The sequence below is a fragment of the Arthrobacter sp. 260 genome, assembly GCF_013116745.1.
Lineage (GTDB): Bacteria > Actinomycetota > Actinomycetes > Actinomycetales > Micrococcaceae > Arthrobacter_D.
Genome location: NZ_JABFOE010000013.1, coordinates 58,476 through 79,175, shown reverse-complemented (window position 1 = coordinate 79,175; position 20,700 = coordinate 58,476). Strand labels below are relative to the sequence as shown.

At 65.9% G+C, this 20,700-nt stretch carries 21 protein-coding genes and 1 riboswitch; of the genes, 7 read left to right on the top strand and 14 right to left on the bottom strand.

Annotated features, from left to right (window positions below; translation table 11 throughout):
- On the bottom strand, positions 1-1,884 hold the full coding sequence (locus tag HMI57_RS14460) for an ABC transporter ATP-binding protein (RefSeq protein WP_171586700.1): 1,884 nt from the start codon (positions 1,882-1,884) through the stop codon (positions 1-3).
- Positions 1,885-2,089: 205 nt separating this feature from the next.
- On the opposite strand from HMI57_RS14460, the gene HMI57_RS14455 reads away from it, so the two are divergent.
- The 4 genes from HMI57_RS14455 to HMI57_RS14440 all read left to right on the top strand — a co-directional run bounded on the left by HMI57_RS14455 (position 2,090) and on the right by HMI57_RS14440 (position 5,295).
- Entirely contained in the window at positions 2,090-2,914 is an 825-nt protein-coding gene (locus HMI57_RS14455) for an amino acid ABC transporter substrate-binding protein (protein WP_171586699.1), read from the top strand.
- Between the two features lie 27 nt (positions 2,915-2,941).
- Positions 2,942-3,601 carry an ABC transporter permease subunit gene (locus HMI57_RS14450; protein WP_171586744.1) on the top strand — a complete coding sequence of 220 codons (660 nt, stop codon included), beginning with the start codon at positions 2,942-2,944 and terminating at the stop codon, positions 3,599-3,601.
- The gene (locus tag HMI57_RS14445) at positions 3,588-4,382 is read left to right on the top strand and encodes an amino acid ABC transporter ATP-binding protein (protein WP_276568921.1); all 795 of its coding nucleotides are present in this window, start codon (positions 3,588-3,590) and stop codon (positions 4,380-4,382) included. Before HMI57_RS14450 ends, HMI57_RS14445 begins: the two co-directional genes overlap by 14 nt.
- Positions 4,383-4,476: 94 nt before the next feature.
- Entirely contained in the window at positions 4,477-5,295 is an 819-nt protein-coding gene (locus HMI57_RS14440; protein WP_171586698.1) for a DUF1684 domain-containing protein, read from the top strand.
- Here HMI57_RS14440 and HMI57_RS14435 read toward each other — a convergent pair.
- Entirely contained in the window at positions 5,292-6,317 is a 1,026-nt protein-coding gene (locus tag HMI57_RS14435) for an LLM class flavin-dependent oxidoreductase (protein WP_171586697.1), read from the bottom strand. The two genes, HMI57_RS14440 and HMI57_RS14435, sit on opposite strands and share 4 nt — an antisense overlap.
- A 33-nt stretch (positions 6,318-6,350) precedes the next feature.
- Complete coding sequence (gene fdhD, locus HMI57_RS14430) at positions 6,351-7,190, bottom strand: formate dehydrogenase accessory sulfurtransferase FdhD (RefSeq protein ID WP_171586696.1); 840 nt, start codon at positions 7,188-7,190, stop codon at positions 6,351-6,353.
- A 64-nt stretch (positions 7,191-7,254) separates the two neighbouring features.
- On the opposite strand from fdhD, the gene HMI57_RS14425 reads away from it, so the two are divergent.
- Entirely contained in the window at positions 7,255-9,576 is a 2,322-nt protein-coding gene (locus HMI57_RS14425; protein WP_171586695.1) for an FdhF/YdeP family oxidoreductase, read from the top strand.
- 75 nt (positions 9,577-9,651) lie between these two features.
- On the opposite strand, the gene HMI57_RS14420 is transcribed toward HMI57_RS14425, so the two are convergent.
- The 8 genes from HMI57_RS14420 to HMI57_RS14385 form a co-directional block, all read right to left on the bottom strand.
- On the bottom strand, positions 9,652-10,962 hold the full coding sequence (locus tag HMI57_RS14420) for a molybdopterin molybdotransferase MoeA (protein ID WP_346655223.1): 1,311 nt from the start codon (positions 10,960-10,962) through the stop codon (positions 9,652-9,654).
- A complete protein-coding gene (locus tag HMI57_RS14415; RefSeq protein ID WP_171586693.1) occupies positions 10,959-11,252 on the bottom strand; it encodes a DUF6457 domain-containing protein in 294 nt (97 codons plus the stop codon). The genes HMI57_RS14420 and HMI57_RS14415 overlap by 4 nt, the downstream gene beginning before the upstream one ends.
- A gap of 15 nt (positions 11,253-11,267) precedes the next feature.
- Complete coding sequence (locus HMI57_RS14410; protein ID WP_216607514.1) at positions 11,268-11,897, bottom strand: NTP transferase domain-containing protein; 630 nt, start codon at positions 11,895-11,897, stop codon at positions 11,268-11,270.
- Positions 11,894-12,394 carry an HNH endonuclease gene (locus tag HMI57_RS14405; protein ID WP_171586692.1) on the bottom strand — a complete coding sequence of 167 codons (501 nt, stop codon included), beginning with the start codon at positions 12,392-12,394 and terminating at the stop codon, positions 11,894-11,896. Before HMI57_RS14405 ends, HMI57_RS14410 begins: the two co-directional genes overlap by 4 nt.
- A gap of 218 nt (positions 12,395-12,612) precedes the next feature.
- A complete protein-coding gene (locus tag HMI57_RS14400; protein WP_171586691.1) occupies positions 12,613-13,503 on the bottom strand; it encodes an NlpC/P60 family protein in 891 nt (296 codons plus the stop codon).
- A 32-nt stretch (positions 13,504-13,535) separates the two neighbouring features.
- Positions 13,536-14,408 carry a peptidoglycan-binding protein LysM gene (locus HMI57_RS14395; protein ID WP_171586690.1) on the bottom strand — a complete coding sequence of 291 codons (873 nt, stop codon included), beginning with the start codon at positions 14,406-14,408 and terminating at the stop codon, positions 13,536-13,538.
- A gap of 5 nt (positions 14,409-14,413) precedes the next feature.
- Positions 14,414-14,595, bottom strand: a riboswitch (cyclic di-AMP (ydaO/yuaA leader).
- Between the two features lie 109 nt (positions 14,596-14,704).
- Positions 14,705-15,487 (bottom strand): M23 family metallopeptidase, encoded by a 783-nt coding sequence (locus HMI57_RS14390; protein ID WP_346655222.1) that lies wholly within the window; start codon positions 15,485-15,487, stop codon positions 14,705-14,707.
- Positions 15,488-15,852: 365 nt separating this feature from the next.
- Positions 15,853-16,560 carry a metal-dependent transcriptional regulator gene (locus HMI57_RS14385; RefSeq protein ID WP_171586689.1) on the bottom strand — a complete coding sequence of 236 codons (708 nt, stop codon included), beginning with the start codon at positions 16,558-16,560 and terminating at the stop codon, positions 15,853-15,855.
- 247 nt (positions 16,561-16,807) lie between these two features.
- On the opposite strand from HMI57_RS14385, the gene serC reads away from it, so the two are divergent.
- The gene (gene serC / locus HMI57_RS14380; RefSeq protein ID WP_171586688.1) at positions 16,808-17,932 is read left to right on the top strand and encodes a phosphoserine transaminase; all 1,125 of its coding nucleotides are present in this window, start codon (positions 16,808-16,810) and stop codon (positions 17,930-17,932) included.
- Between the two features lie 38 nt (positions 17,933-17,970).
- Here the strand turns inward: serC and HMI57_RS14375 are convergent, their stop codons facing one another.
- Genes HMI57_RS14375 through HMI57_RS14365 form a run of 3 tightly spaced genes read right to left on the bottom strand, consistent with a single transcriptional unit; the run spans position 17,971 to position 20,241 of the window.
- Complete coding sequence (locus HMI57_RS14375) at positions 17,971-19,248, bottom strand: MFS transporter (protein ID WP_171586687.1); 1,278 nt, start codon at positions 19,246-19,248, stop codon at positions 17,971-17,973.
- A gap of 48 nt (positions 19,249-19,296) precedes the next feature.
- The gene (locus tag HMI57_RS14370) at positions 19,297-19,851 is read right to left on the bottom strand and encodes a DUF3027 domain-containing protein (RefSeq protein ID WP_171586686.1); all 555 of its coding nucleotides are present in this window, start codon (positions 19,849-19,851) and stop codon (positions 19,297-19,299) included.
- A gap of 6 nt (positions 19,852-19,857) precedes the next feature.
- Positions 19,858-20,241, bottom strand: coding sequence for a cold shock domain-containing protein (locus tag HMI57_RS14365; RefSeq protein WP_171586685.1), 384 nt, complete (start codon positions 20,239-20,241; stop codon positions 19,858-19,860).
- A 187-nt stretch (positions 20,242-20,428) separates the two neighbouring features.
- Between HMI57_RS14365 and HMI57_RS14360 the strand changes: the two genes are divergently transcribed.
- Positions 20,429-20,692 (top strand): hypothetical protein, encoded by a 264-nt coding sequence (locus HMI57_RS14360; protein WP_171586684.1) that lies wholly within the window; start codon positions 20,429-20,431, stop codon positions 20,690-20,692.
- Positions 20,693-20,700: the final 8 nt, after the last annotated feature.

The following is a 20,700-nucleotide window of genomic DNA, read 5'->3' as shown; positions in this document are numbered from 1 at the left end:
CTAAAGGCCGGTGGCGACGTTCTTGCTGACGGCGAACTGGGTGCGGTGCAGCTCGGCGTACCTGCCACTGAGTTCCAGTAGTTCGTCGTGGGTGCCCCGCTCGGCGATCTGACCGTCCTCGATGACCAGGATCTGGTCGGCTGTGCGGATGGTGGACAGCCGGTGGGCGATCACGATGGCGGTCCTCCCCTCCAGGGCCTCCGTCAGTGCCGCCTGGACCGCGGCCTCCGAGGTGGAGTCCAGGGCCGCCGTCGCCTCGTCCAGGATGACCACCCGCGGCTGGGCGAGCAGCAGGCGGGCAATGGTCATCCGCTGACGCTCGCCACCGGAGAGCCGGTAGCCGCGCTCCCCCACCATGGTGTCCAGTTGGTCGGGCAGTGACCGCAGCAGCGGTTCGAGCCGCGCCCTCCGGACGGCGTCCCACAGCTCCTCGGTGGTCGCCTCGGGCCGCGCCAGTAACAGGTTCGATTTGATGGTTTCGTGGAAAAGGTGGCCGTCCTGCGTGACCATGCCCATGGTGTGCCGGAGGGATTCGAAGGTCACGTCCCGCACATCGGTCCCGGCGAGCCGGACCGCACCGCTGTCGACGTCGTACAACCGAGCCAGCAGCTGGGCGATGGTCGATTTTCCGGCGCCTGACGTTCCCACCAGGGCGATGGTCTGCCCCGGTTCCACCCGGAAGGACACCCCGTGCAGCACCTCCTCGCCGCCCCGGGTATCCAGGATGGCGACCTCCTCCAGCGAGGCGAGGGAAACCTTGTCCGCCGAGGGGTAGGCGAACCGGACATCGTCGAATTCAACTGACACCGGACCGTCGGGGATGCTGCCTGCGTTGGGCTTCTCCTTGATCAGAGGATCCAGGTCGAGAACCTCGAAGACACGCTCGAAGCTGACCAGTGCGCTCATGATTTCCACCCGGGCGTTCGCCAGGTTGGTCAGGGGCGCGTAAAGGCGGGTGAGGAGCAACGCGAGCGTGACCACCTCGCCCGTGTTCAGTGCACCGCCCAGGGCCAGTGCACCGCCGAGACCGTACACCAGGGCGAGGGCGAGCGCGGAGACCAGCATCAGCGCGGTGACGAAGACCCACTGGAGCATCGCCATTCGGACGCCAATGTCGCGGACCCGGGCGGCGCGGACAGCAAATTCCCGCGATTCCTCGTCCGGGCGGCCGAACAGTTTGACCAGCGTGGCGCCGGGAGCAGAGAAGCGTTCGGTCATCTGCGTACTCATCGCCGAGTTGTGGTCGGCTGCCTCGCGGCGCAGGGCGGCGAGGCGGTTGCCCATCCGGCGGGCGGGCAGCAGGAAGATCGGCAGCATGATGACGGCCAGCACGGTGACCAGAACCGATGTCGTCAGCATGACCACGAGGGTCAGAGCGAGCGCCACGATGTTGCTGACCACCCCGGAGAGGGTCCCGCTGAAGGCCTGCTGCGCGCCGATCACATCGTTGTTGAGCCTGCTCACCAGCGCGCCTGTCCGGGTGCGGGTGAAGAAGGCGATCGGCATTTTCTGCACGTGGTCGAAGACGGTGGTGCGCAGGTCCAGGATGACTCCCTCGCCGATCTTCGAGGAGAACCAGCGGGTCGCCATGGACACCCCGGCGTCGGCAACCGCTACGAGCGCGATGACGACGGCGAGCCAGATGACTGTCTCAAGCCCCGTACCGGCGATGATCTCGTTGACCACCTGGCCGGCGAGGACCGGCGTCGCGACCGCGAGGAACGCGGACACCACCGATAGCGCGATGAAGAAGATCAGTTTGGTCCGGTACGGCACAGCAAACCTCAGGATCCGCTTCAGCGTCTCCTTGGAGAACTTGTTGTTGCTGTCCTTGGCGGTGGAAATCCGGTAAAGGGAGTTCCAGGCCGCGCCTTCCATACTCATGTACTGCCTCCATTGCTCAGGTCCTCAGCTTATGCCCGCCCAGCCCCCGCCAATGGGCGAGTTGGGCGGATCACACGGGCGCCCGGAACTATTTTCGCTGTCGGCTTTGTTGCACTATGTGGCTCCGCACGTTGTGCCACATAACCCTGCCCTGTACAACGGCAGGAGACCCCTGAACCATCCCCAGTTATTAAGGACCCGCAAAATGTTGACCCGTCGTCTTTCAATCCTTGGCGCAGCCACCGCTCTCACCCTGGGCCTGGCGGCCTGCGGCGGCGGCGCGTCGACCGGAGAGCCAGCTGACAGCAGCGCCTCCGCGGGACCCACCAGCCTGCAGGAAATCCAGGATGCAGGGGTCATCACCGTCGGCACCGAGGGGACCTACCGCCCCTTCAGCTTCCACGAGGGAGGCGCTGGCGACCTGACCGGGTTCGACGTCGAGGTCATCACCGCCGTCGCCGAGGAACTCGGTGTGGAAGCCGAGTTCGAGGAAACCCAGTGGGACGCGATCTTCGCCGGACTTGACGCAGGGCGGTTCGATGTCATCGCGAACCAAGTGTCCATCACCGATGAGCGTCTCGAGAACTACGACTTCTCCGATCCCTACACGGTCAGCACCGGTGTCATTGTGACCACCGCAGACAACACCGATATCACCTCCTTCGAGGACCTTCAGGGCAAGACCACCGCCCAGTCGCTGACCAGCAACTGGCATGCGCTGGCCCAGGAAAGCGGCGCGGAGATCGAGGCTGTCGAAGGCTGGGCGCAGTCAGTGACCCTGCTGGAGCAGGGACGGGTCGACGCCACGATCAACGACACGCTGACCTACCTGGACTACCAGCAGACCAACCCCACCGATGCGATCAAGATTGCCGCGGAGACCGATGAAGAGTCGCTCAGCGCCTTCACCTTCGTCAAGGGCAGCGACGACCTGATCGCCGCGGTCAACGAGGCGCTCGCCAGCCTGCGTGCAGACGGTACGCTTGCCGAGATCTCGGAGAAGTACTTCGGCTCCGACGTCACCGAATAGCACCCGCTAGGTACACGGAGGAACACCATCGACTGGACACTGTTCTGGGAATCACTGTGGCCCCTGGCCCTGGGCGGCCTGACCGGAACCATCCCGCTGTCCCTGGCGTCGTTTGTTCTCGGTCTGCTCCTGGCGCTCCTGATTGCGCTGATGAGGTTGAGCCGGAACCGGCTGGCGTCGGGAGCGGCACGGGTGTACGTGTCAATCATCAGGGGTACCCCCCTGCTGGTGCAGCTGTTCGTGATCTTCTACGGCCTGCCCTCGATCGGACTGGTGATCGACCCGTGGCCGAGCGCCATCATTGCCTTCTCCCTGAACGTGGCGGGCTATGCGGCGGAGATCATTCGGGCAGCCATCCTGTCGGTTCCCAAGGGCCAGTGGGAGGCAGGGCACACCATCGGGATGTCCCGCACCCGGACTTTGCGCCGCATTATCCTGCCGCAGGCTGCCCGGGTGTCCGTCCCGCCGCTTTCCAACACGTTCATCAGCCTGGTCAAGGACACCTCGCTCGCGTCCCTGATCCTGGTGACCGAGATGTTCCGGCAGGCCCAGGAAATCGCGGCGTTCAGCCAGCAGTTCATGATGTTGTACCTGGAGGCCGCCCTGGTCTACTGGGTGTTCTGTTTCGTGCTTTCCAGCGGGCAGTCCTATCTGGAGAAAAGGTTGGATCGCTATGTCGCACATTGAGCCCACCCCGGCAGCCGCCGGTCAAGACGGCAACCTGCTGACCGTGACCGGCCTCAGCAAGGCCTTCGGCGAGAACGTCGTGCTGAAATCGATTGACCTTTCCATCCGGCCCGGTCAGGTGACGGCCCTGATCGGCCCCTCGGGCTCGGGTAAGACCACCGTGTTGCGATGCCTCAACGGGCTCGAAACCCCCGACGGCGGAATCGTGTCGGTCGCCGGCGGACCCACAGTGGATTTCGGCGGCAAAGTCAGGGCAAAGGACCTCTCGGACCTGCGCGACCAGAGCGCGATGGTCTTTCAGCACTACAACCTCTTCCCGCATATGACAGTCCTCGAGAATGTCATCGAGGGCCCCATCCAGGTGAAGAAGATGCGCCGCGCTGATGCCATCAGGGACGCCGAGTCACTGCTCGCCCGGGTGGGCCTGGCGGACAAGAAGGACCAGTACCCGTTCGAGCTGTCCGGCGGCCAGCAGCAGCGGGTAGGAATCGTGCGAGCGCTCGCCCTGAAGCCCGCGCTGCTGCTCTTTGATGAGCCCACCTCCGCGCTCGACCCCGAACTGGTCGGCGAGGTTCTGGGCGTGATCAAGGAACTCGCCGATGAACAATGGACCATGATGATCGTCACCCATGAGCTCGCCTTCGCTCGCGAGGTCGCTGACGAGGTGGTATTTATGGACGGCGGCGTGGTGGTGGAATGCGGCCACCCCGACACAGTGCTGCGCAATCCCCGGCAGGAGCGCACCCAACGGTTCGTCCAACGCCTCCTTCACCCGTTCTGACCCGGGCGCCCAGGGAGCCCGTGGCACTTTTCCTGATCCACCTCACCTCGCTCTGATCCACGGGAACCAGCGTTCTGATCCAAGGAGACCAACCATGACCCAGCCCAACGACGCCCAGCTCTCCGAGGTTGGGCAGTGGCGCCGCTTCCGCGAGCGCCGGGACGCCTCCCTCGCCGTCGGGCACGGCTGGCTGACACTGACCTCCCTGCAGTGGTTGCCGGCTGAGCCTACGGCGCTGGAACTGGTGCCCGGCCTGTGGAGTGCCAGCATCCCCGACGCCGGGCCGGGGGCCGCCACGCTCACTGCCCGCGCGTCGGACTCCCTGACGCTGGTGAGCACCGGCGACCCTGTCGTCGGGACGATCACGCTGTCCCTGTCCGACGGCGGCTCTGAGAACTGGGTGCGCTTCCGCGACACGGTCGTCGAGCTCGCCGTCCGCGGCAACCGGTACGTGGTGCGCACCCGTGACAACTCGGCGCCCACCCTGACCGGGTTCGACGGCGTTCCCGCTTACGCCTATGACCCGTCCGCCGTGGTCGAAGGTTCCTACACCGCCTACCCGACGCCGGATGCCGTCCCGATCCGGACGGCGCACCCCGACGTCGACGATGTGGTTCACGCGACCGGAACCGTGTCGTTCACCCTCGGCGGCACCACGCATACGCTGCGAGCCGAGCAGCAGCCAGATGGGTCCCTGAAAGTGGCGTTCCACGACGAGACGAACGGCCGCTCAACCGCTGGGTGGCGGTTCCTCGTCACCGGCCGGGTGGCGCCCGAGGGTCAGGTCACCCTCGACTTCAACCGTTCGCTGAACTACCCGAGCGCCTTCACGCCCTTTGGCACCTGCCCTATGCCGGTGGAAGGAAACCGGGTGAGTGTCCCGGTGGAGGCCGGCGAGCGCATCCCCGCCTAGCCCAGTTCGCGGCGGACCAGGGGCAGCACCTCGGTGCCGAGCAGCTCGATCGACTCCAGGACCTGTGCCTGCGGCACTGAGGACCAGTCGAGCTGCAGGATGTGCCGGTCATGGCCCATCTGGGAGTGGGCGAGGACGATCTTTTCCGCCACTTCCTCGGCGTTCCCCACGAAGATCGCGCCGGAGCGCGCGGCCTGCATGTTGTAGGTGACGTCACTCGGCATTGGGAAGCCCCGCTCCGAGGAGATCCGTTTCATCGTGTCCAGCCAATACGGCTTGAAGGTGGCTCGGGCGTCCTTCCGCAGCACTAGCCCGACGCCGCTCAGCCCCACCTTCAGCGTCGACGGGTCATGCCCGGCCTGGGCAGCCGTCTCACGGTACAGCTGGGCGTGCTGGGCGAAGTTCCCGACCGCCCCGCCCAGCAGCGCGTAGATGACCGGTGTGCCCAGCCGTGCTGCCCGCACCGACGACGCCGGGGTACCGCCGGTCGCGATCCAGATGTCCAGGTGGCCGGATACTGGACGCGGGAGGATCAGGGCGTCGTCCAGCGCTGGCCTGAACTTGCCCCGCCAGGTGATGCGTTCAGCATCGTCGAGCTGCAGCAGTAGCCGGATCTTTTCCTCGTACAACTCCTCGTAGTCCCCGAGGGCCGCACCGAACAATGGGTACGACTCGATGAAGGACCCCCGGCCGGCGGTGAGCTCCGCCCTGCCCCCGGAGAGCAGGTCGAGGGTGGCGAACTGCTGGTAGACCCGGACTGGGTCCTCGGTGCTCAACACGGTGACGGCAGACCCGACCCGGATGGTGGACGTCTGCGCTGCGGCGGCGGCGAGCACGGGCACCACCGATGACACGGCGTAGTCCGGCCGGTGATGCTCACCGATGCCAAAGTAGTCCAGGCCCACCTGGTCCGCGAGCCGCGCCCGCTCCAACAGATCGGTCATGCGCTGCTGCGGCGAGACCCGCTCCCCCGTCACCGGGTTGGGGTGGATGTCCCCGAAGCTGTAGATACCAAGTTCCATGAGCAGCTCCTGTGGCGGGTAGGTCGGTGGACCCTAGGCGGCGATCCGCTGCGGGTGGGTGTAGCAGTTCAGCGAGGTGCCGCGGCTGAAGCCGACCAGCGTGATCCCGGTTTCCTCAGCCAGATCGGCAGCCAACGACGACGGCGCGCTGACAGCCGAGAGGACAGGGATCCCCGCGAGCTGTGCTTTCTGCACCAGCTCGAACGACGCGCGGCCGGACACCTGCAGGATGGTGCCCTTCAGCGGCAGCATTCCTTCCCGCAGTGCCCAGCCCACCACCTTGTCGACGGCGTTGTGTCGTCCTACGTCCTCACGAAGGCATAACAATTCGCCCTCACGGGTGAACAGACCCGCAGCGTGCACGCCACCGGTGCTGTCAAAGAGTTTCTGCGATTCGCGCAGCCGGTCGGGCAGGGCGGCGAGGGCCGGCAGGGCGACCTGGGCGTCGTCGTCGTGGACGTCGAAGCGCGATGACTTACGCACTGCATCGATCGACGCGGTCCCGCAGATCCCGCAGGAACTGGAGGTGTAAACGTGGCGTTCCATCGTGGTGTCCGGGAGGACCACGTCGGGCCGGAGCTGGGATTCGACCACGTTGAACGTCTGCTGTCCGGCGTCGTCGACCCCCGCGCAATACCGCAGGCTGATCAACTGACCGCTCTCCCAAACGATGCCTTCGGACACCAGGAACCCGGCTACCAGGTCAAAGTCGTCACCGGGTGTGCGCATGGTCACAGAGAAGGACTTTGACCCCAATCTGATCTCCAGGGGTTCCTCACCGGCGAGCACGTCCTCGCGCCTGCTGGTGCCATTTTCTGTAGCGCCGAGACGGAATCGGGTGATCTGGCGGCGCTGACTGACGCGCTTTTTCAATTTCTACTCCTGCCATTGTCCTAGGATGAGACTAGTGGACTTCTGACACGAGGATGTGATGGCTATGGCGACTCGAGCGCCGAAAGATGGAATCAACGAAGCCGAGATTAAGGTCGGTAAGCCCAAGAGGCAAGCAGTAGGTCTTCCTGCTGTCCTGAACTCCCTGAAAATTTCGCTGGATCAGATGGGTCCAGTGCGTAGCGCGCAGACGCTGCTGGCAGTCAACCAGGTCAAGGGTTTCGACTGCATGGGCTGCGCCTGGCCCGAAGGTGACAAACGACACACGGCCGAATTCTGCGAAAACGGCGCGAAGGCCGTTGCTGAAGAGGCGACCCGCCGGATCGTGACGCCGTCGTTCTTCGAGAAGCACTCGGTCGCCGAACTCAACGAGCGCGACGAGTACTGGCTGGGTCAGCAGGGCCGCATCACCCACCCAATGCTTCTGGACGAGGGCGGCACCCATTACCGCCCGGTCACCTGGGACATGGCGTACGACATCATCGTCGAGGAACTGGCAGCACTCGACAGCCCGGACGAGGCGGTGTTTTACACCTCGGGGCGAACCTCCAATGAGGCGGCGTTCCTGTACCAGCTGATGGTCCGCGGGATCGGCACCAACAACCTCCCGGACTGCTCCAACATGTGCCACGAGTCCTCCGGCTCGGCGCTGACCCAGACCATCGGGATCGGCAAGGGAACGGTATCCCTGGAGGACGTTGACAAGGCGCCGCTGATTCTGGTGGCCGGCCAGAACCCGGGTACCAACCACCCCCGGATGCTGACGTCGCTGGAGAAGGCGAAGAAGAACGGCGGCCAGATCGTCGCGATCAACCCGCTGCCCGAGGCAGGGCTGCTGCGGTTCGAAAACCCGCAAAAGATCTCCGGCATCCTCGGCACCAAGTTCGGCGGCGGCACCCAGCTGGCCGACGACTTCCTGCAGATCCGCCTCGGCGGGGACCAGGCCCTCTTCCAGGGCCTCGGCAAGTACCTGCTGGAGCAGGAGGAGAAGACCGGCACGGTCTTCGACCACGAGTTCATCAAGGCCCACACCACCGGCCTGGAGGAGTACCTGCAGGAACTGCGAGACGTCTCCTGGGATGAGATCGTCGAAGCAAGTGGGATCCCGAAGTCGCAGATCACTTCGGTGGGCGACCGGATGATCGCTTCCCCCGGGACAGTCGTCTGCTGGGCGATGGGCCTGACCCAGCACAAGCACTCGGTGAAGACCCTGCGCGACGTCGTCAACGTGCTGCTGCTGCAGGGAAACATCGGCAAGCCGGGCGCGGGCGTCTGCCCTGTCCGCGGGCACTCCAACGTTCAGGGTGACCGGACAATGGGGATCTTCGAGCGGATGCCTGACGGCTTCCACGACGCCCTTGACTCCCACTTCAGCTTCGCCTCACCGAGGAAGCACGGCTTCGACACCGTTGCCGCCATCCGGGCGATGCGCGATGGCAAGGCGAAGGTCTTCATGGCGATGGGCGGCAACTTTGTGCGCGCCACCCCGGACTCCGACGTCACCGACAAGGCGCTGCGCAACACGCGCCTCACGGTGCAGGTGTCCACCAAAATGAACCGCTCGCACCTGATCACCGGCCGCCGCGCCCTGATCCTGCCGGCCCTGGGCCGGACGGACAAGGACACCCAGGCCAGCGGTGACCAGCGCGTGACAGTCGAGGACTCAATGAGCGCTGTGCATGCCTCCCGTGGACGGCTGCGTCCCCCGGGACCGGACGTGCGTTCGGAAATCGCGATCGTCTGCGAGCTCGGCGACCGGTTGTTCGCCCGGCCGCAAAGCCCGTTCCGCGACAACGCGCCGCAGATCGACTGGGTTGCGGCGCAGGCCGACTACTCGGTGGTCCGCAACCACATTGAGGCAGTGATTCCGGGCTTCGAGAACTACAACACCCGGATTGACACCGGTGGGTTTGTGCTGCCGAACGGCCCCCGCGACGGCCGGAAGTTCACTACCCCCTCCGGCAAGGCGGTCTTCACGGGCAACGCGCTGGAGTACCCGAAGATCCCTGAGGGACGGTTGTTGCTGCAGACACTGCGGTCGCACGACCAGTACAACACCACCATCTACGGCAAGGACGACCGCTACCGCGGCATCCATGGCGGACGACGTGTGGTCATGGTTCACGCTGATGATCTGGCCGCGGCAGGTATTGCCGACGGCGAGATCGTGAACCTGGTGTCACAGTTCTCCGACGGGGTGGAGCGCCGGGCGGAGAACTTCCGTGCGGTCACCTATCAGACGCCCCGGGGTTGTGCAGCTGCCTATTACCCGGAGACCAACGTCCTGGTGCCACTGGATTCGACCGCCGATGTCAGCGGAACCCCGACGTCCAAGTCTGTGATCATCCGACTGGAAAAGATCGCGTAACCTTCTCGACGACCTCAATAAAAAGACGCCCCTGTTCCTCGGAACGGGGGCGTCTTGTGTTCAGGAGCGGGTGCGTCAGCTGATCCAGGGCAGGCGCAGAGCTTTGAGGCGGTCCCCGGCGACGCAGCCTTCGGCTGGTACCACCATCACGCCGCTTGCTGAGGCCAGTCCGCGGAGCATGCCCGAACGCTGATGTGTGGCAGCCACCGCCCGGCCCTCCTCCAGTTTGTAAGGAACGAGTCGGCTGCGGCCGGGGAGTTCGTCGAAGTCCTCCCCCACGGTGGTTTCTTCGGTTTCGGGGAACGGTGCGCCCCGCAGTCCGGCGAGGAGCGGACCCACGACCGTGAACATGGCCATCATCGCGGCCAGGGGGTTGCCCGGAAGACCCACGAGGAACCGGCCGTCCTGCAGCCGCGCTAGCAGGGTCGGGTGACCCGGTCGCATTGCTATGCCATCAATGATGAACTCCGCCTCAAGGGTCTCCAGGGCTCGCCGGATGTGGTCCGCCGAGGAGCTGCCGGTCCCGCCGGTGGTGATCAACACGTCGCCGGAGGCCCGGGCGAGGGAGAGCTCGTCAAGGGCTTCCGCACTGATGGCAGCGACGACGTCGTCAAGATCGTCCCTGGCCCGGCCGGAGGTGTCCACGTGGCCACCCATCAGCTGGACGAGCCCGGGAAGTTGCGGGCCGAAGGTGTCGCGAACCTGTCCCGGTTCGGGGAGGCCCGCTTCGATGACTTCGTCGCCGGTGAGCAGCAGGGACACACGGGGCGCGCGGAGCACAGGCAGGGTGTCGTACCCGCACACTGCTGCCAGGGCGATCTGGGCGGGGTTCAGCGTCACGTTCGCGGGGATGGTCACGCTGCCTTCGGGCGCTTCCTCACCTGCCGGCCGGATGTGTTCCTGGGGCCTGGGCTCGTCGGGGCGGGCGGAGTCGTTGCGGTCGAGGACATCGCCGCGCACCATCCCGTGCTCGGTGCGCAGGATCCCGGTTGCGCCGCCGGGGACCACACCACCGGTAAGGATGAAGGTCGCTTCCCCGGGCGCCAATGGGCCCGCCCCGGAGTCCCGGTGCGGGGAAGGACGCTGCCACGGGTGTTCTTCCTTGGGCGCGTGGCTGACCAGTTTCCAGGGTGGGGCACCGTTGACTGCCCAGCCATCCATTGCGGAGGAGGCGTAGTGCGGGATCGCCTGCAGCGCGGTGACTGGTTCCGCCAGTGTCTGCCCGAGCGCCTCGGACAGGGGGACCGTCTGGTGTGCCAGCGGGCTGCCGGCGTGGAAAGCGGCCCGTCGGGCCTGCTCCCAGCTGAGGTTCTGGCGGTTCGGCGGTGCGGTCGCCGGCGCTTCGGCCCCGTCTGCTGCTGGTGCCGCCGTCGGGGATTCGCTCACGGGGCGTCCGTCGCTGTGGGGCTTTCCTCCAGGGGCGGGCATTGACGCCGCGCCGCCTCGATGGCCGATTCCATGGCCACTTCTTCGGTGGCCTGCTGGCTGGCCACCGCAAGGCCTGCAGCGTAACCGGCGATGAAGGTGGTCAGGGGTGCTGCCGGACGCACGATCGAATGGGCTGCATCCCCTGCGAGGGAGAGGATGGCATCGATGTCGATGGTTGTCCCTTCCAGTTCGAAGGCCTTGATAAGTTGGGCGCTCCACTCCTGGAGGATCTGATCCTGTTTTTTCATCGCTGCTCCTGAGGTCTAGGTCGGTGTGGCTGAGACACCGAGGGATTGGGCGTCAGCCCAGGTGTCGACGTCGGCGGTGCTACCCGGCGGAACGTCGATTGCTCTCCATTGCACCCTAGCAAGGAGTGCCTTCATCGATAGATTCTGGGCACCGCCGCTCCGGTGGACCGCTGCCACCGCGTCGCGGAGGGAATCCATTCGGTAGAGCGCTGCCAGCGGCTGGTCCCGCCCGCCGTCGTGGGCCATGAACGAGGAGTCGGCGTCGTCGGCCGCTGCTGCCAGCAGGGCAGGAATGGCCTGGTGGACCCGGGGCATGTCGCAGGCCAGGACCAGGAGCCATGGGGCGTCGTCGTCGCCCAGATGGTCGACGGCGGCGGCCAGTGCTGCGGCAGGCCCGCCGAAGGGCGGCGACTCGCGAACGAATTCACGGGTGTTCTCGCTGTGCTCACCCACTCCAGCGGCCAGCGGCTGTTCCTCGGGTCCGGCCACCACCACACGGCGTGCGTCTGCCACGGCGAGGCAGGTGAGGTCGAGCAGGCTCCGCCCGTCGAGTTCCAGGCGGGCTTTCGGTGTGCCTCCCAGCCGGGAGGAGCGCCCCCCGGACAGCACTACAGCATTGAAGATCGCGGGTGGGGAAAGATTCAAGCGGCGGTCTCCGAGCGAAGGAAGGCGCTCCACTGTGGGGCAGGCTTCTCAATTTCGCGAAGCTGCCAGGGGTTGCCGTGGGGAGGCTGCGGGGTCACCCGGAGCTGCCACCCGAGCGAGGCGAGGGTTTTGTCGCCCTTGTCGTTGTTGCAGCGCAGGCAGCAGGCCACCAGGTTCTCCCAGCTGGAGTCCCCGCCGCGGGACCGGGGGAAAACGTGGTCAATGGTGGCGGCAGCCTTGCCGCAGTAGGCGCACAGGTGGTTGTCGCGCCGCAGGACGCCGCGCCGGGTGGCGACGAGGGTGTGGCGGTAGGGAATTTTCACGTACCGGTTCAGCAGGATGACGGAGGGCCGCCCGAGGATCTCGTTGGGTCCGATCACCGGTTCCTCACCCTCCGCTACGACGCTTGCCTTGCCCGCGAGCACAAGGACCAGCGCCCGGCGGAAGGTCACTACCGCCAGTGGCTCATATCCAGCATTCAGAACGAGAGTGCGCATGCACATTCCTCTTTGCCGACCATTGCCCGCGTCCCTGTGGTCCGGGGAAACAGGACTACAACTGACTTATTTTATGTAAGGGTAGTTCGGCTGGCACCTGGTTTGCTAATTCTCCCCAATGGTGGCCGTGCGTGTCGTCCAATGGGGTGGCGGTCCAGGACGCAGAAAGGACCCGGGGATCGAAATCCTCCGGGTCCTTTCTGGTGGTTCGTGGTGTGTCAGCCGCCGACGCGGATGTACACCGGGCCGGAACCGAGATCGGCGGGGGCGACTACCGTCTGGTTGCCGTTGAACCCCCCGTGGACGGCCTTGCCGCCGCCGATGTAGACGGCGATGTGGGCAACGCCCGCGCCGCCATCAGCGTAGTAGATGAGGTCGCCGGGGATGGCCTCGCCAGCGCTGACCGTGCGGCCAAGGGAAAGGTATCCGGCTGGCCAGCCGTGGAAGTTGATGCCTGCGGCTGCCAGGGCGTTGCTCGCGAGGCGGGTGCAGTCCTGGGTGACGCCGAGCTGACCCTGGGCTGCGGCAGCAATGGTGGCTGCAACGCCTGAGGATACGGCCGGGGTCTTCTTGGCGGCGGGGGCCTTCGGTGCCGGGGCAGCCGGTGAAGCCTGTGCGGCGGGGGCTGCCTGGGTAGCGGGCGCGGCGGGCTCAGCTACGACAGCTGGTGCCGTCACAGGCTCGGAGACTGCGGGCTCCGCAGCCACAGGCGCTGCTGCCGGTGCCGCTGCGGGGGCTTCCTCAATCTCGGCCACCGTCTCGGACTGAACCGTGACGGCAGGGGCTTCGACTACCTCGGGGGCGGCGACAGCCTTGACCGGTGTGCGGTTGAAGGCGATCTTGGCGTCTGCTGGAGCTTCGACAACTGCCGGTGCAGCCTGGATTTCCAGGGTGGAGGCGATCGTGGCGCGCTCGGCAGCCTGGGGGGACAGATCAGCTGCGTTGGCTGACACTCCGCCGGTCAGTACCAGGCCGGTTGCTGCAGCGAGGACTGCTGCCTGACGGCCCACCCCGCCGGCGTTGTCGGAAACTGCCTTGGAAAGTGCCGAGAGGCTGGCGGTATTGCTCTTAGCGGCACGGTGACGTGCATTAGCTGCGCGTGATGTCATTCTTGCGTACTCCAGAGATTAGGGAAAATGTCTTAGCTGACGCGCACGAAGCTGGCGCCGGGGAGATCTGAGAGGGAATGCAGACCGGTGTTCATGCCGTTGAGGCCGCCGCTGATGACCTGGCCGTTGCCGACGTAGATCGCGACATGGCCACCGGTGATTACCAGGTCGCCGGGAGCTGGGGAGCCCACCACTGAACCGAAGGCGAAGAAGCCGCTGGGAGCGATGTCGCCCACTGACTTGCCGACCGAACGGAGTGCCTTTTCGACCATGGCGGTGCAATCCTGCGCGACGCCGATCTGGGAGTAGGCGGATCCGACCAGACCGGCCGCAATGTTGCTGGAGGGAGCTGCCGGGGCTTCTGCCTTCGGGGCTTCTGCCTTGGGAGCCGCCGGGGCTGGGGCTGGTGCTGCGGCGGGGGCCGGTGCGGGGGCTTCAACCGGAGCCTCGACGGGGGCGGACTCCTCGACGGCGGGCTGGACCGCTACGGCTGGGACTGCCTGCACGGGCTCGACGACGGGAGCTGCGGGGGCAGCTGCTTCGACAACCTCGACCGGCTCGACTGCTTCAGCCTTGGCTTCGACCACGGGGGCGGTCTTGGCGGGGGCCGGCGTCGCCTTGACTGCCGCACGCTCGAAGGTGATCTTGGCGGTGGCGGGGGCGCTGACTTCGTCAACGGTCACGGCGGCCGCGTTCAGGGGGGTGGAGAGTACTACGCGCTCCGACTCGCCGATGCCGTGTGCGGGAAGTCCGGCGGCCAGGACCAGGCCGGTTGCTGCAACGATGACCGCGGCTTGGCGGCCAACCGATCCAGCGTTGGAGGAGACAGCGCCTGAAATGGCGGTCAAACCGCTGGTGTGGGTGCGGGCGGCCCGGTGGCGGCCCAGAGCAGAGTTATTTGACACGTTCGATTGCCTCTCCCAATTGCCTGCGAGGTGAGCTGTCGGATTCGGATGGGAGTCACCCGGCCGCGCAATTCCTCTTCGGAATGGCACGACTTAACCCCAAGGACTTCTTGCGAAATCCAAATAATGTGGTTCCCCCGCCTCTGCCATGCGAATTGTGCGAACGGATCTCGAGCAGTGGCAGAGCTAGGCGATCCACTCGAGAGTGCCCAACCTATAAGAATTGGGCACGAGATCGACGGTACAACAGATCAGACCTAATGTCACATTCCGGTCACGGAACGGTATGGAGATGGTTACAGCCACCCCATCGGGTCGACCGGGTCACCGTCGACTAGTACTTCGAAATGCAGGTGACAGCCGGTCGATGCACCAGTACTGCCGGTCTGTGCCACTGTCTGGCCGCGGTCAACTGACTCACCCTCCTCGACGCTACTGACGGCGAGGTGGTTGTAACTGGATTCCAGTCCGTTGCCGTGATCGATCACCACCCGGTTGCCTCCACCGAAGCCGTGCCACCCCACAAAGGTGACCGTGCCTGAGGCCGCGGCCAGAACAGCGGAGCCGCACGGGCTGCTGAAGTCCTGCCCGGAGTGATGCTCGCCGCCGATGCCGGTGATGGGGCTGATGCGATTCCCAAACGGGGAGGAGATCTCTACGTCCTTGACCGGTAAAGAAAGGGATCCCTTGGCTGCGGTGGGAACCCCGCCGTCGCCGGCGGTCAGGATCTCACTCAACTTGGCCTCGGGGTCGAAGGTACTCCGCAGGGCTGTGCGGCTGAAGTCGACCGGCGCCGTTGATGGCGCCCTGATCCCGCCGGAGTCGGCATGCACCTCGCCTGAGGGAAGGACGCTGACACTCGTGGGCGCCGGAACCGCAATGGGCTGGGTCGCTGCCGTAGTGGGCAGAGTGACCGTCAGGGCCAGACCGGACACCGCGGCGGAGATCGCCAGTTTCTGGCCGATCCGCGCGAGGGTCCCACCATCGGCGCTGCGCGAGGCCCGGCGTCGCCGTTCGTCCCGCCTGGCATCCCGGGGCCGCTGGGTCTGATCCGGGATGGCCAGGCGTTGGCCGTCCACAACGTTGTCCTCCGACAAAGGCTCCCTTTCCAAAAGGCCGGGTGAAATGGGTCAATGATGCGAATTCGGAGAACTCGGCTCTGATCCACGCCGCGGTGCGGCACCGAAATCGAACTGCAGTTTCAGGGCGAAGTGACTTACTGCCCCCGGGCAACTCGCGCCCCGGCCATGGACCCCTCAACGGGATTGGCACGATGCAGGATAAAGCGCAAAGATTTAGATCCTGCTGATTAGATAACGCTTACGTATCAACGGTAGTTTTCCATTTTACGAAGACAGATGCAAAAGAGATGCGTTCGTTATCCTCATGTGGATAACTTATCTGGACTATCCGTGGATCGGCGCTACGCGGCTGCCCTTGGGCGCTAGATGGCGGCTGGTGAGACTGACACGAACACGTGCGCGGCCACCTCGGGTGGAAGCTCCAGCGCACCCTCGATCCCGTCCACGCGAACCGAGACGTAGTCCCCCACCGACTGCACGGAGATGGCGGTTCCGGGGCGCAATCCGCCCTCATCCAGCTGGGAAAGCAGCTCCGGGTCCACCTGGATGGGCTCGGCAAGCCGGACCAGGGTGATCACTGATCCAGCCGGGGACGTGCCGATCACCGATGACAGGCTGCGCACCCCGACGGAGAAGTCTTCAGCGGGCGGGCCTCCAAGCGCTTCCAATCCGGGGATGGGGTTGCCGTAGGGCGACTCGGTCGGCTTGCCGAGCAGCTCGTACAGGCGCTGTTCAACCCGTTCGCTCATCACGTGCTCCCAGCGGCAGGCTTCCTCGTGGACGTAGGCCCAGTCGAGGCCGATCACATCCGACAACAGCCGTTCAGCGAGGCGGTGCTTCCGCATCACACCAATGGCGCGGCGTCGTCCCAGGTCAGTGAATTCGAGGTGCCGGTCGCCGGACACCACCACCAGTCCGTCGCGTTCCATCCGTCCGATGGTCTGGGAGACGGTGGGGCCTGAGTGGCGGAGCCGTTCGGCGATCCGGGCGCGGAGGGCAACAATGTTCTCCTCCTCCAGTTCCAGGATGGTCCGCAGATACATCTCAGTGGTATCGATGAGGTCCGTCATGCGGTTCAGCTCCTAGGCACTGGTGCGGGATGGAACAGCGGCAGCTTTCGCGGTACAAACGCGGCGCCGGATGCCAGCGCCGAACACAAGTTCTACGCCTCCCAAGGTTAACCCATTTCGGGCTGGCCACGGCAATTGGCCGCCCAAGCAGGGGTGCGGCGGAGGGCTGTTCATAAATGCGGGGGCTGGGCAGCCGTGCGGCAGAATGTATCCCGACGACGTCCCGCACCAACCGCTTGGAGAGACCATGAGCATTTCCCCGGACCAACAGATCCCCGCGGGGCTCCTCCCCGCCGACGGGCGCTTCGGTGCTGGCCCGTCGAAGGTTCGCGACGCCCAGTTGGAGGCGTTGACGCAGGCTGGCCGGACGCTGCTGGGAACTTCCCACCGCCAGGCACCGGTGCGCAACCTGGTCGGTTCGGTCCGGGAGGGGCTCAACCAGCTGTTTTCTGCGCCCGCCGGCTATGAAGTGGTGCTCGGCGTCGGCGGGTCGACAGCATTCTGGGATGTCGCGTCCTTCGGGCTGGTGCAGGACAAGGCACAGCACCTGTCGTTCGGGGAGTTCGGGTCCAAGTTCGCGTCGGCGACCAACCGGGCACCCTTCCTGCAGGCGTCGTCGGTGATCACCTCCACTCCCGGGACGCGGCCCAGCCCGGAGGCCGAGGCTGGCGTCGACGTCTACGCCTGGCCGCAGAACGAAACCTCCACCGGCGTCGCCGCACCCGTACACCGGGTCGACGGCGCCGCACCCGATGCGCTGGTCCTGATCGACGCCACCTCGGCGGCCGGTGGCCTCGACGTCGATGTCAGCGCCTCCGACGTCTACTACTTCGCCCCGCAGAAAAACTTCGCGTCCGACGGCGGCCTCTGGCTGGGCCTGTTCTCCCCGGCCGCACTGGAACGCGCTGAGCGGATCGCCGCCACGGACCGGTGGATCCCCGATTTCCTGAGCCTCAAGACTGCCATCGACAATTCGCTGCTGAACCAGACCTACAACACTCCGTCGTTGGCCACCCTGGTCACGCTGAACGCCCAGGTCGAATGGCTGAACCAGAGCGGCGGGCTGGGGTTCGCTGCCGCCCGCACGGCCGACTCGGCGGGCAGGATCTACCGGTGGGCGGAGGCGTCCGACGTCGCCACCCCCTTCGTGGCTCGCCCGGAGGACCGCTCCAACGTCATCACGACCATCGACTTTGACGAATCCATCGACGCCGCACTGGTCGCGAAGGTGCTGCGCGCCAACGGGATTGTCGACGTCGAGCCCTACCGGAAGCTGGGTCGCAACCAACTGCGGATCGCGACGTTCGTCTCGATTGACCCGGACGACGTGTCGGCCCTGCTCGCGTGCATCGACTTCGTCATCGGGAAGTAGTGATCGGGTTCGCTTGGTAAGCGGGGGGAACCGGCCCGTCAGGGGTCCGTAGCCGGTTTCCCGAAGTCGGTCTCAATCCGGAACCGTCGCCGTGGGGCGGGGTCGTACCGCAGCCTGAGGTGATGAGCGCGCCAGGCCCAGATCATCCCGGCCAGTGCCGCGATGATCCCGGCTGCCGCGGCGACGGCGAGGCTCCACCGTGGACCGAAGGCGTTGGAGACCAGGCCGACGATCGGGGCGCCGATCGGAGTGCCGCCCAGGAAGATGGCGAAGTACAGCGCCATCACCCGACCGCGCATCACCTGCTCGGTGGTGGTCTGGACGTAGGCGTTGGCACTGGTCATCAGGGTGAGGGCGAACAGGCCCACCGGGACCAGCGTGATCCCGAAGAGCCAGACGGTGGGGGCCAGCGCGGCGGCCCCGCACGCGACGCCGAAGGCGGCCGCTGCCCCGTAGATGTACCTCAGGCGCGGCTTGCTGCGCCGGGCGGAAAGCAGTGCGCCCGCCACCGAGCCGACGGCCATCACCGACGACAGCACACCAAAAACGCCCGCTCCACTGTTGAACTCGGTGCGGGCCATCGCCGCGATGTAGACAGCGAAATTCAGCCCAAAGGTCCCGACAATGAAAATAGCAAGCATCACCATCATCAGATCCGGGCGGTTGCGCACATAGCGGAAGCCCTCACGGATCCGGCCCTTGCCGGGCGGTGATTTCTCCAGGACCCGCAACTCGGAGCGCCTGATGGTCATCAGGACGAAGATCATCGCACCGAAGGTCAGCGCGTTGATCATGAAAACCCACCCGGCGCCGACCGCCACCGTCAGCAGCCCCGCCACCGCCGGGCCCACCATCCGCGCGCCGTTAAACGACGCGCTGTTCAGGGCCACCGCGTTGGGCAGGTAATCATCCCGGACCAGTTCGGAGACGAAGGTCTGGCGCGCTGGAGCGTCGACGGCGGAGACGAAGCCGAGCGCCAGGGCAAACGCGTAGACGTGCCACAGCTCGGCGACTCCGAGGACCACCATCAGGCCCAGCCCGACGCCGAGTGCGGCCATTGAGAGCTGGGTGAGGATCAGCAGTTTGCGCCGGTCGACGGAGTCGGCGATCAGTCCGGCCCAGGGGGCGACGAGCAGCTGGGGACCCAGCTGGAGCGCCATCACAATGCCCATCGCCGCGGCGTCCTGGTCGGTGAGAATGTCGTACACCAGCCAGTCCTGGGCGGTGCGCTGCATCCAGGTCCCAATGTTGGAGACCAGTGCGCCAAAGAACCAGACCCGGTAGTTGTGGATATGCAGCGAACGGAACATCCCCATTAGGTGGATTCCGCTCGGTGCACTCCACGTCTACCGTGAGTCAACTGGTTATTCGCCTCCGGGCGCAGCGTCGGAGGAGCGTGTGTCGCCGGTGGCAGATTCTTCCCCGGCGGAGTCGTGCCGGGAGCCGGTCGCAGTGGACGAGCCCTCGCCGGACTCAACGCCGGCATCGTCGTCGGTAGCGGAGTCCTCGGGGCGCACCCGCTCAGCCCAGGGAACCCAGGGCGGAGAGAGGAGCGAGATCTCCGACGGCAGGAGTCCCACCTCGGAAAGTGTCGGTTCCTTGCCGCGCGGGACCCGGGCCAGGGTGGCAAACCAGTGCCAGCCGCCGTACCCAGGCAGGTGGGCCACGAAACGGTGAGTGACCACCCGTTCGGCGTCGGGGTAGGCGCCCACATGGTCGCCGACCTGCCCCGGTTCGGCTACCTGCAGCACACCGTTCCGCGCGAACTCCACCGCGGCGGCCAGCACTGAGTCGGGTTTCGACGGTTTCCGCGGCGCCCTGCGCTTCGGCGGGACGACGGCGGTCCCGGCGTCACCGGGTCCAGCGTCGGAGCCCGCGGTGGTGTCCGGGTGGGCGACAATCTCGAGGTCGGAGTCCATCGGGGTCTACGCGTCCAGGTCGTCGGCGACGGCGCGGAGCACCGCTGCCACCTTGCCGGCGTGCGACTTGTCCGGGTACCGGCCGCGGCGCAGCCCGTTGGAGACGTCGTCGAGCAACTTGATGAGGTCCTCGGTGATAACCGCCATGTCATCGGCGCTCTTGCGGGACGCCTTCGCCACTGATGGCGGCGCCTCGAGGATGCGCGCGGACAAGGCCTGCAGCCCTTTGCGACCGTCGGCGACGCCGAACTCCAGCTTGGTGCCCACCTTCACCTCGGTCACACCCGCCGGCAGCGCCGAGGCATGGAGGAAGACCTCCTGACCGTCGTCGGTAGCCAGGAAACCAAAACCCTTTTCAGCGTCAAACCACTTGACCTTGCCAATAGGCACGTCGTTACCTCGTTCTTTAGGTTCTGCGTCGGACGCTGCGATTACCGTGCCGATCCCATGGTAAGGATCCGGTGCCCAAGGTTCTTGCGGCGGGTCAGCGTCTCGTCGGGGAAGTCTCTATCCTCCAGAATATCCCCTATACCGGGGTGCTCTGTGAAGGGGACACTCTGTGTACGCTGTTAGCGTTATGTCAAATACCTCCCATAGCCCCGCCCCTGACCATGGCTCCCGCGAACCTGCACCGGGTATGCCCCGACTGGTGCTGATGGTGACAGCAGTGGTGCTGGCCGCCGTCGGCCTGCTCTGTCTGACGGCAGTGCTCATCACCGCCTTCCTGCAGGGCGACGTCTGGCCGGGCTTCATGGCTGGAGCCTACTTCTGCCTCCCGATCGCTTTCGTCCTCATGATTGCGCTGGTGCTTTCTGGGGTCCGCTCCCGACGACGGGTCTAGTCCTTTCA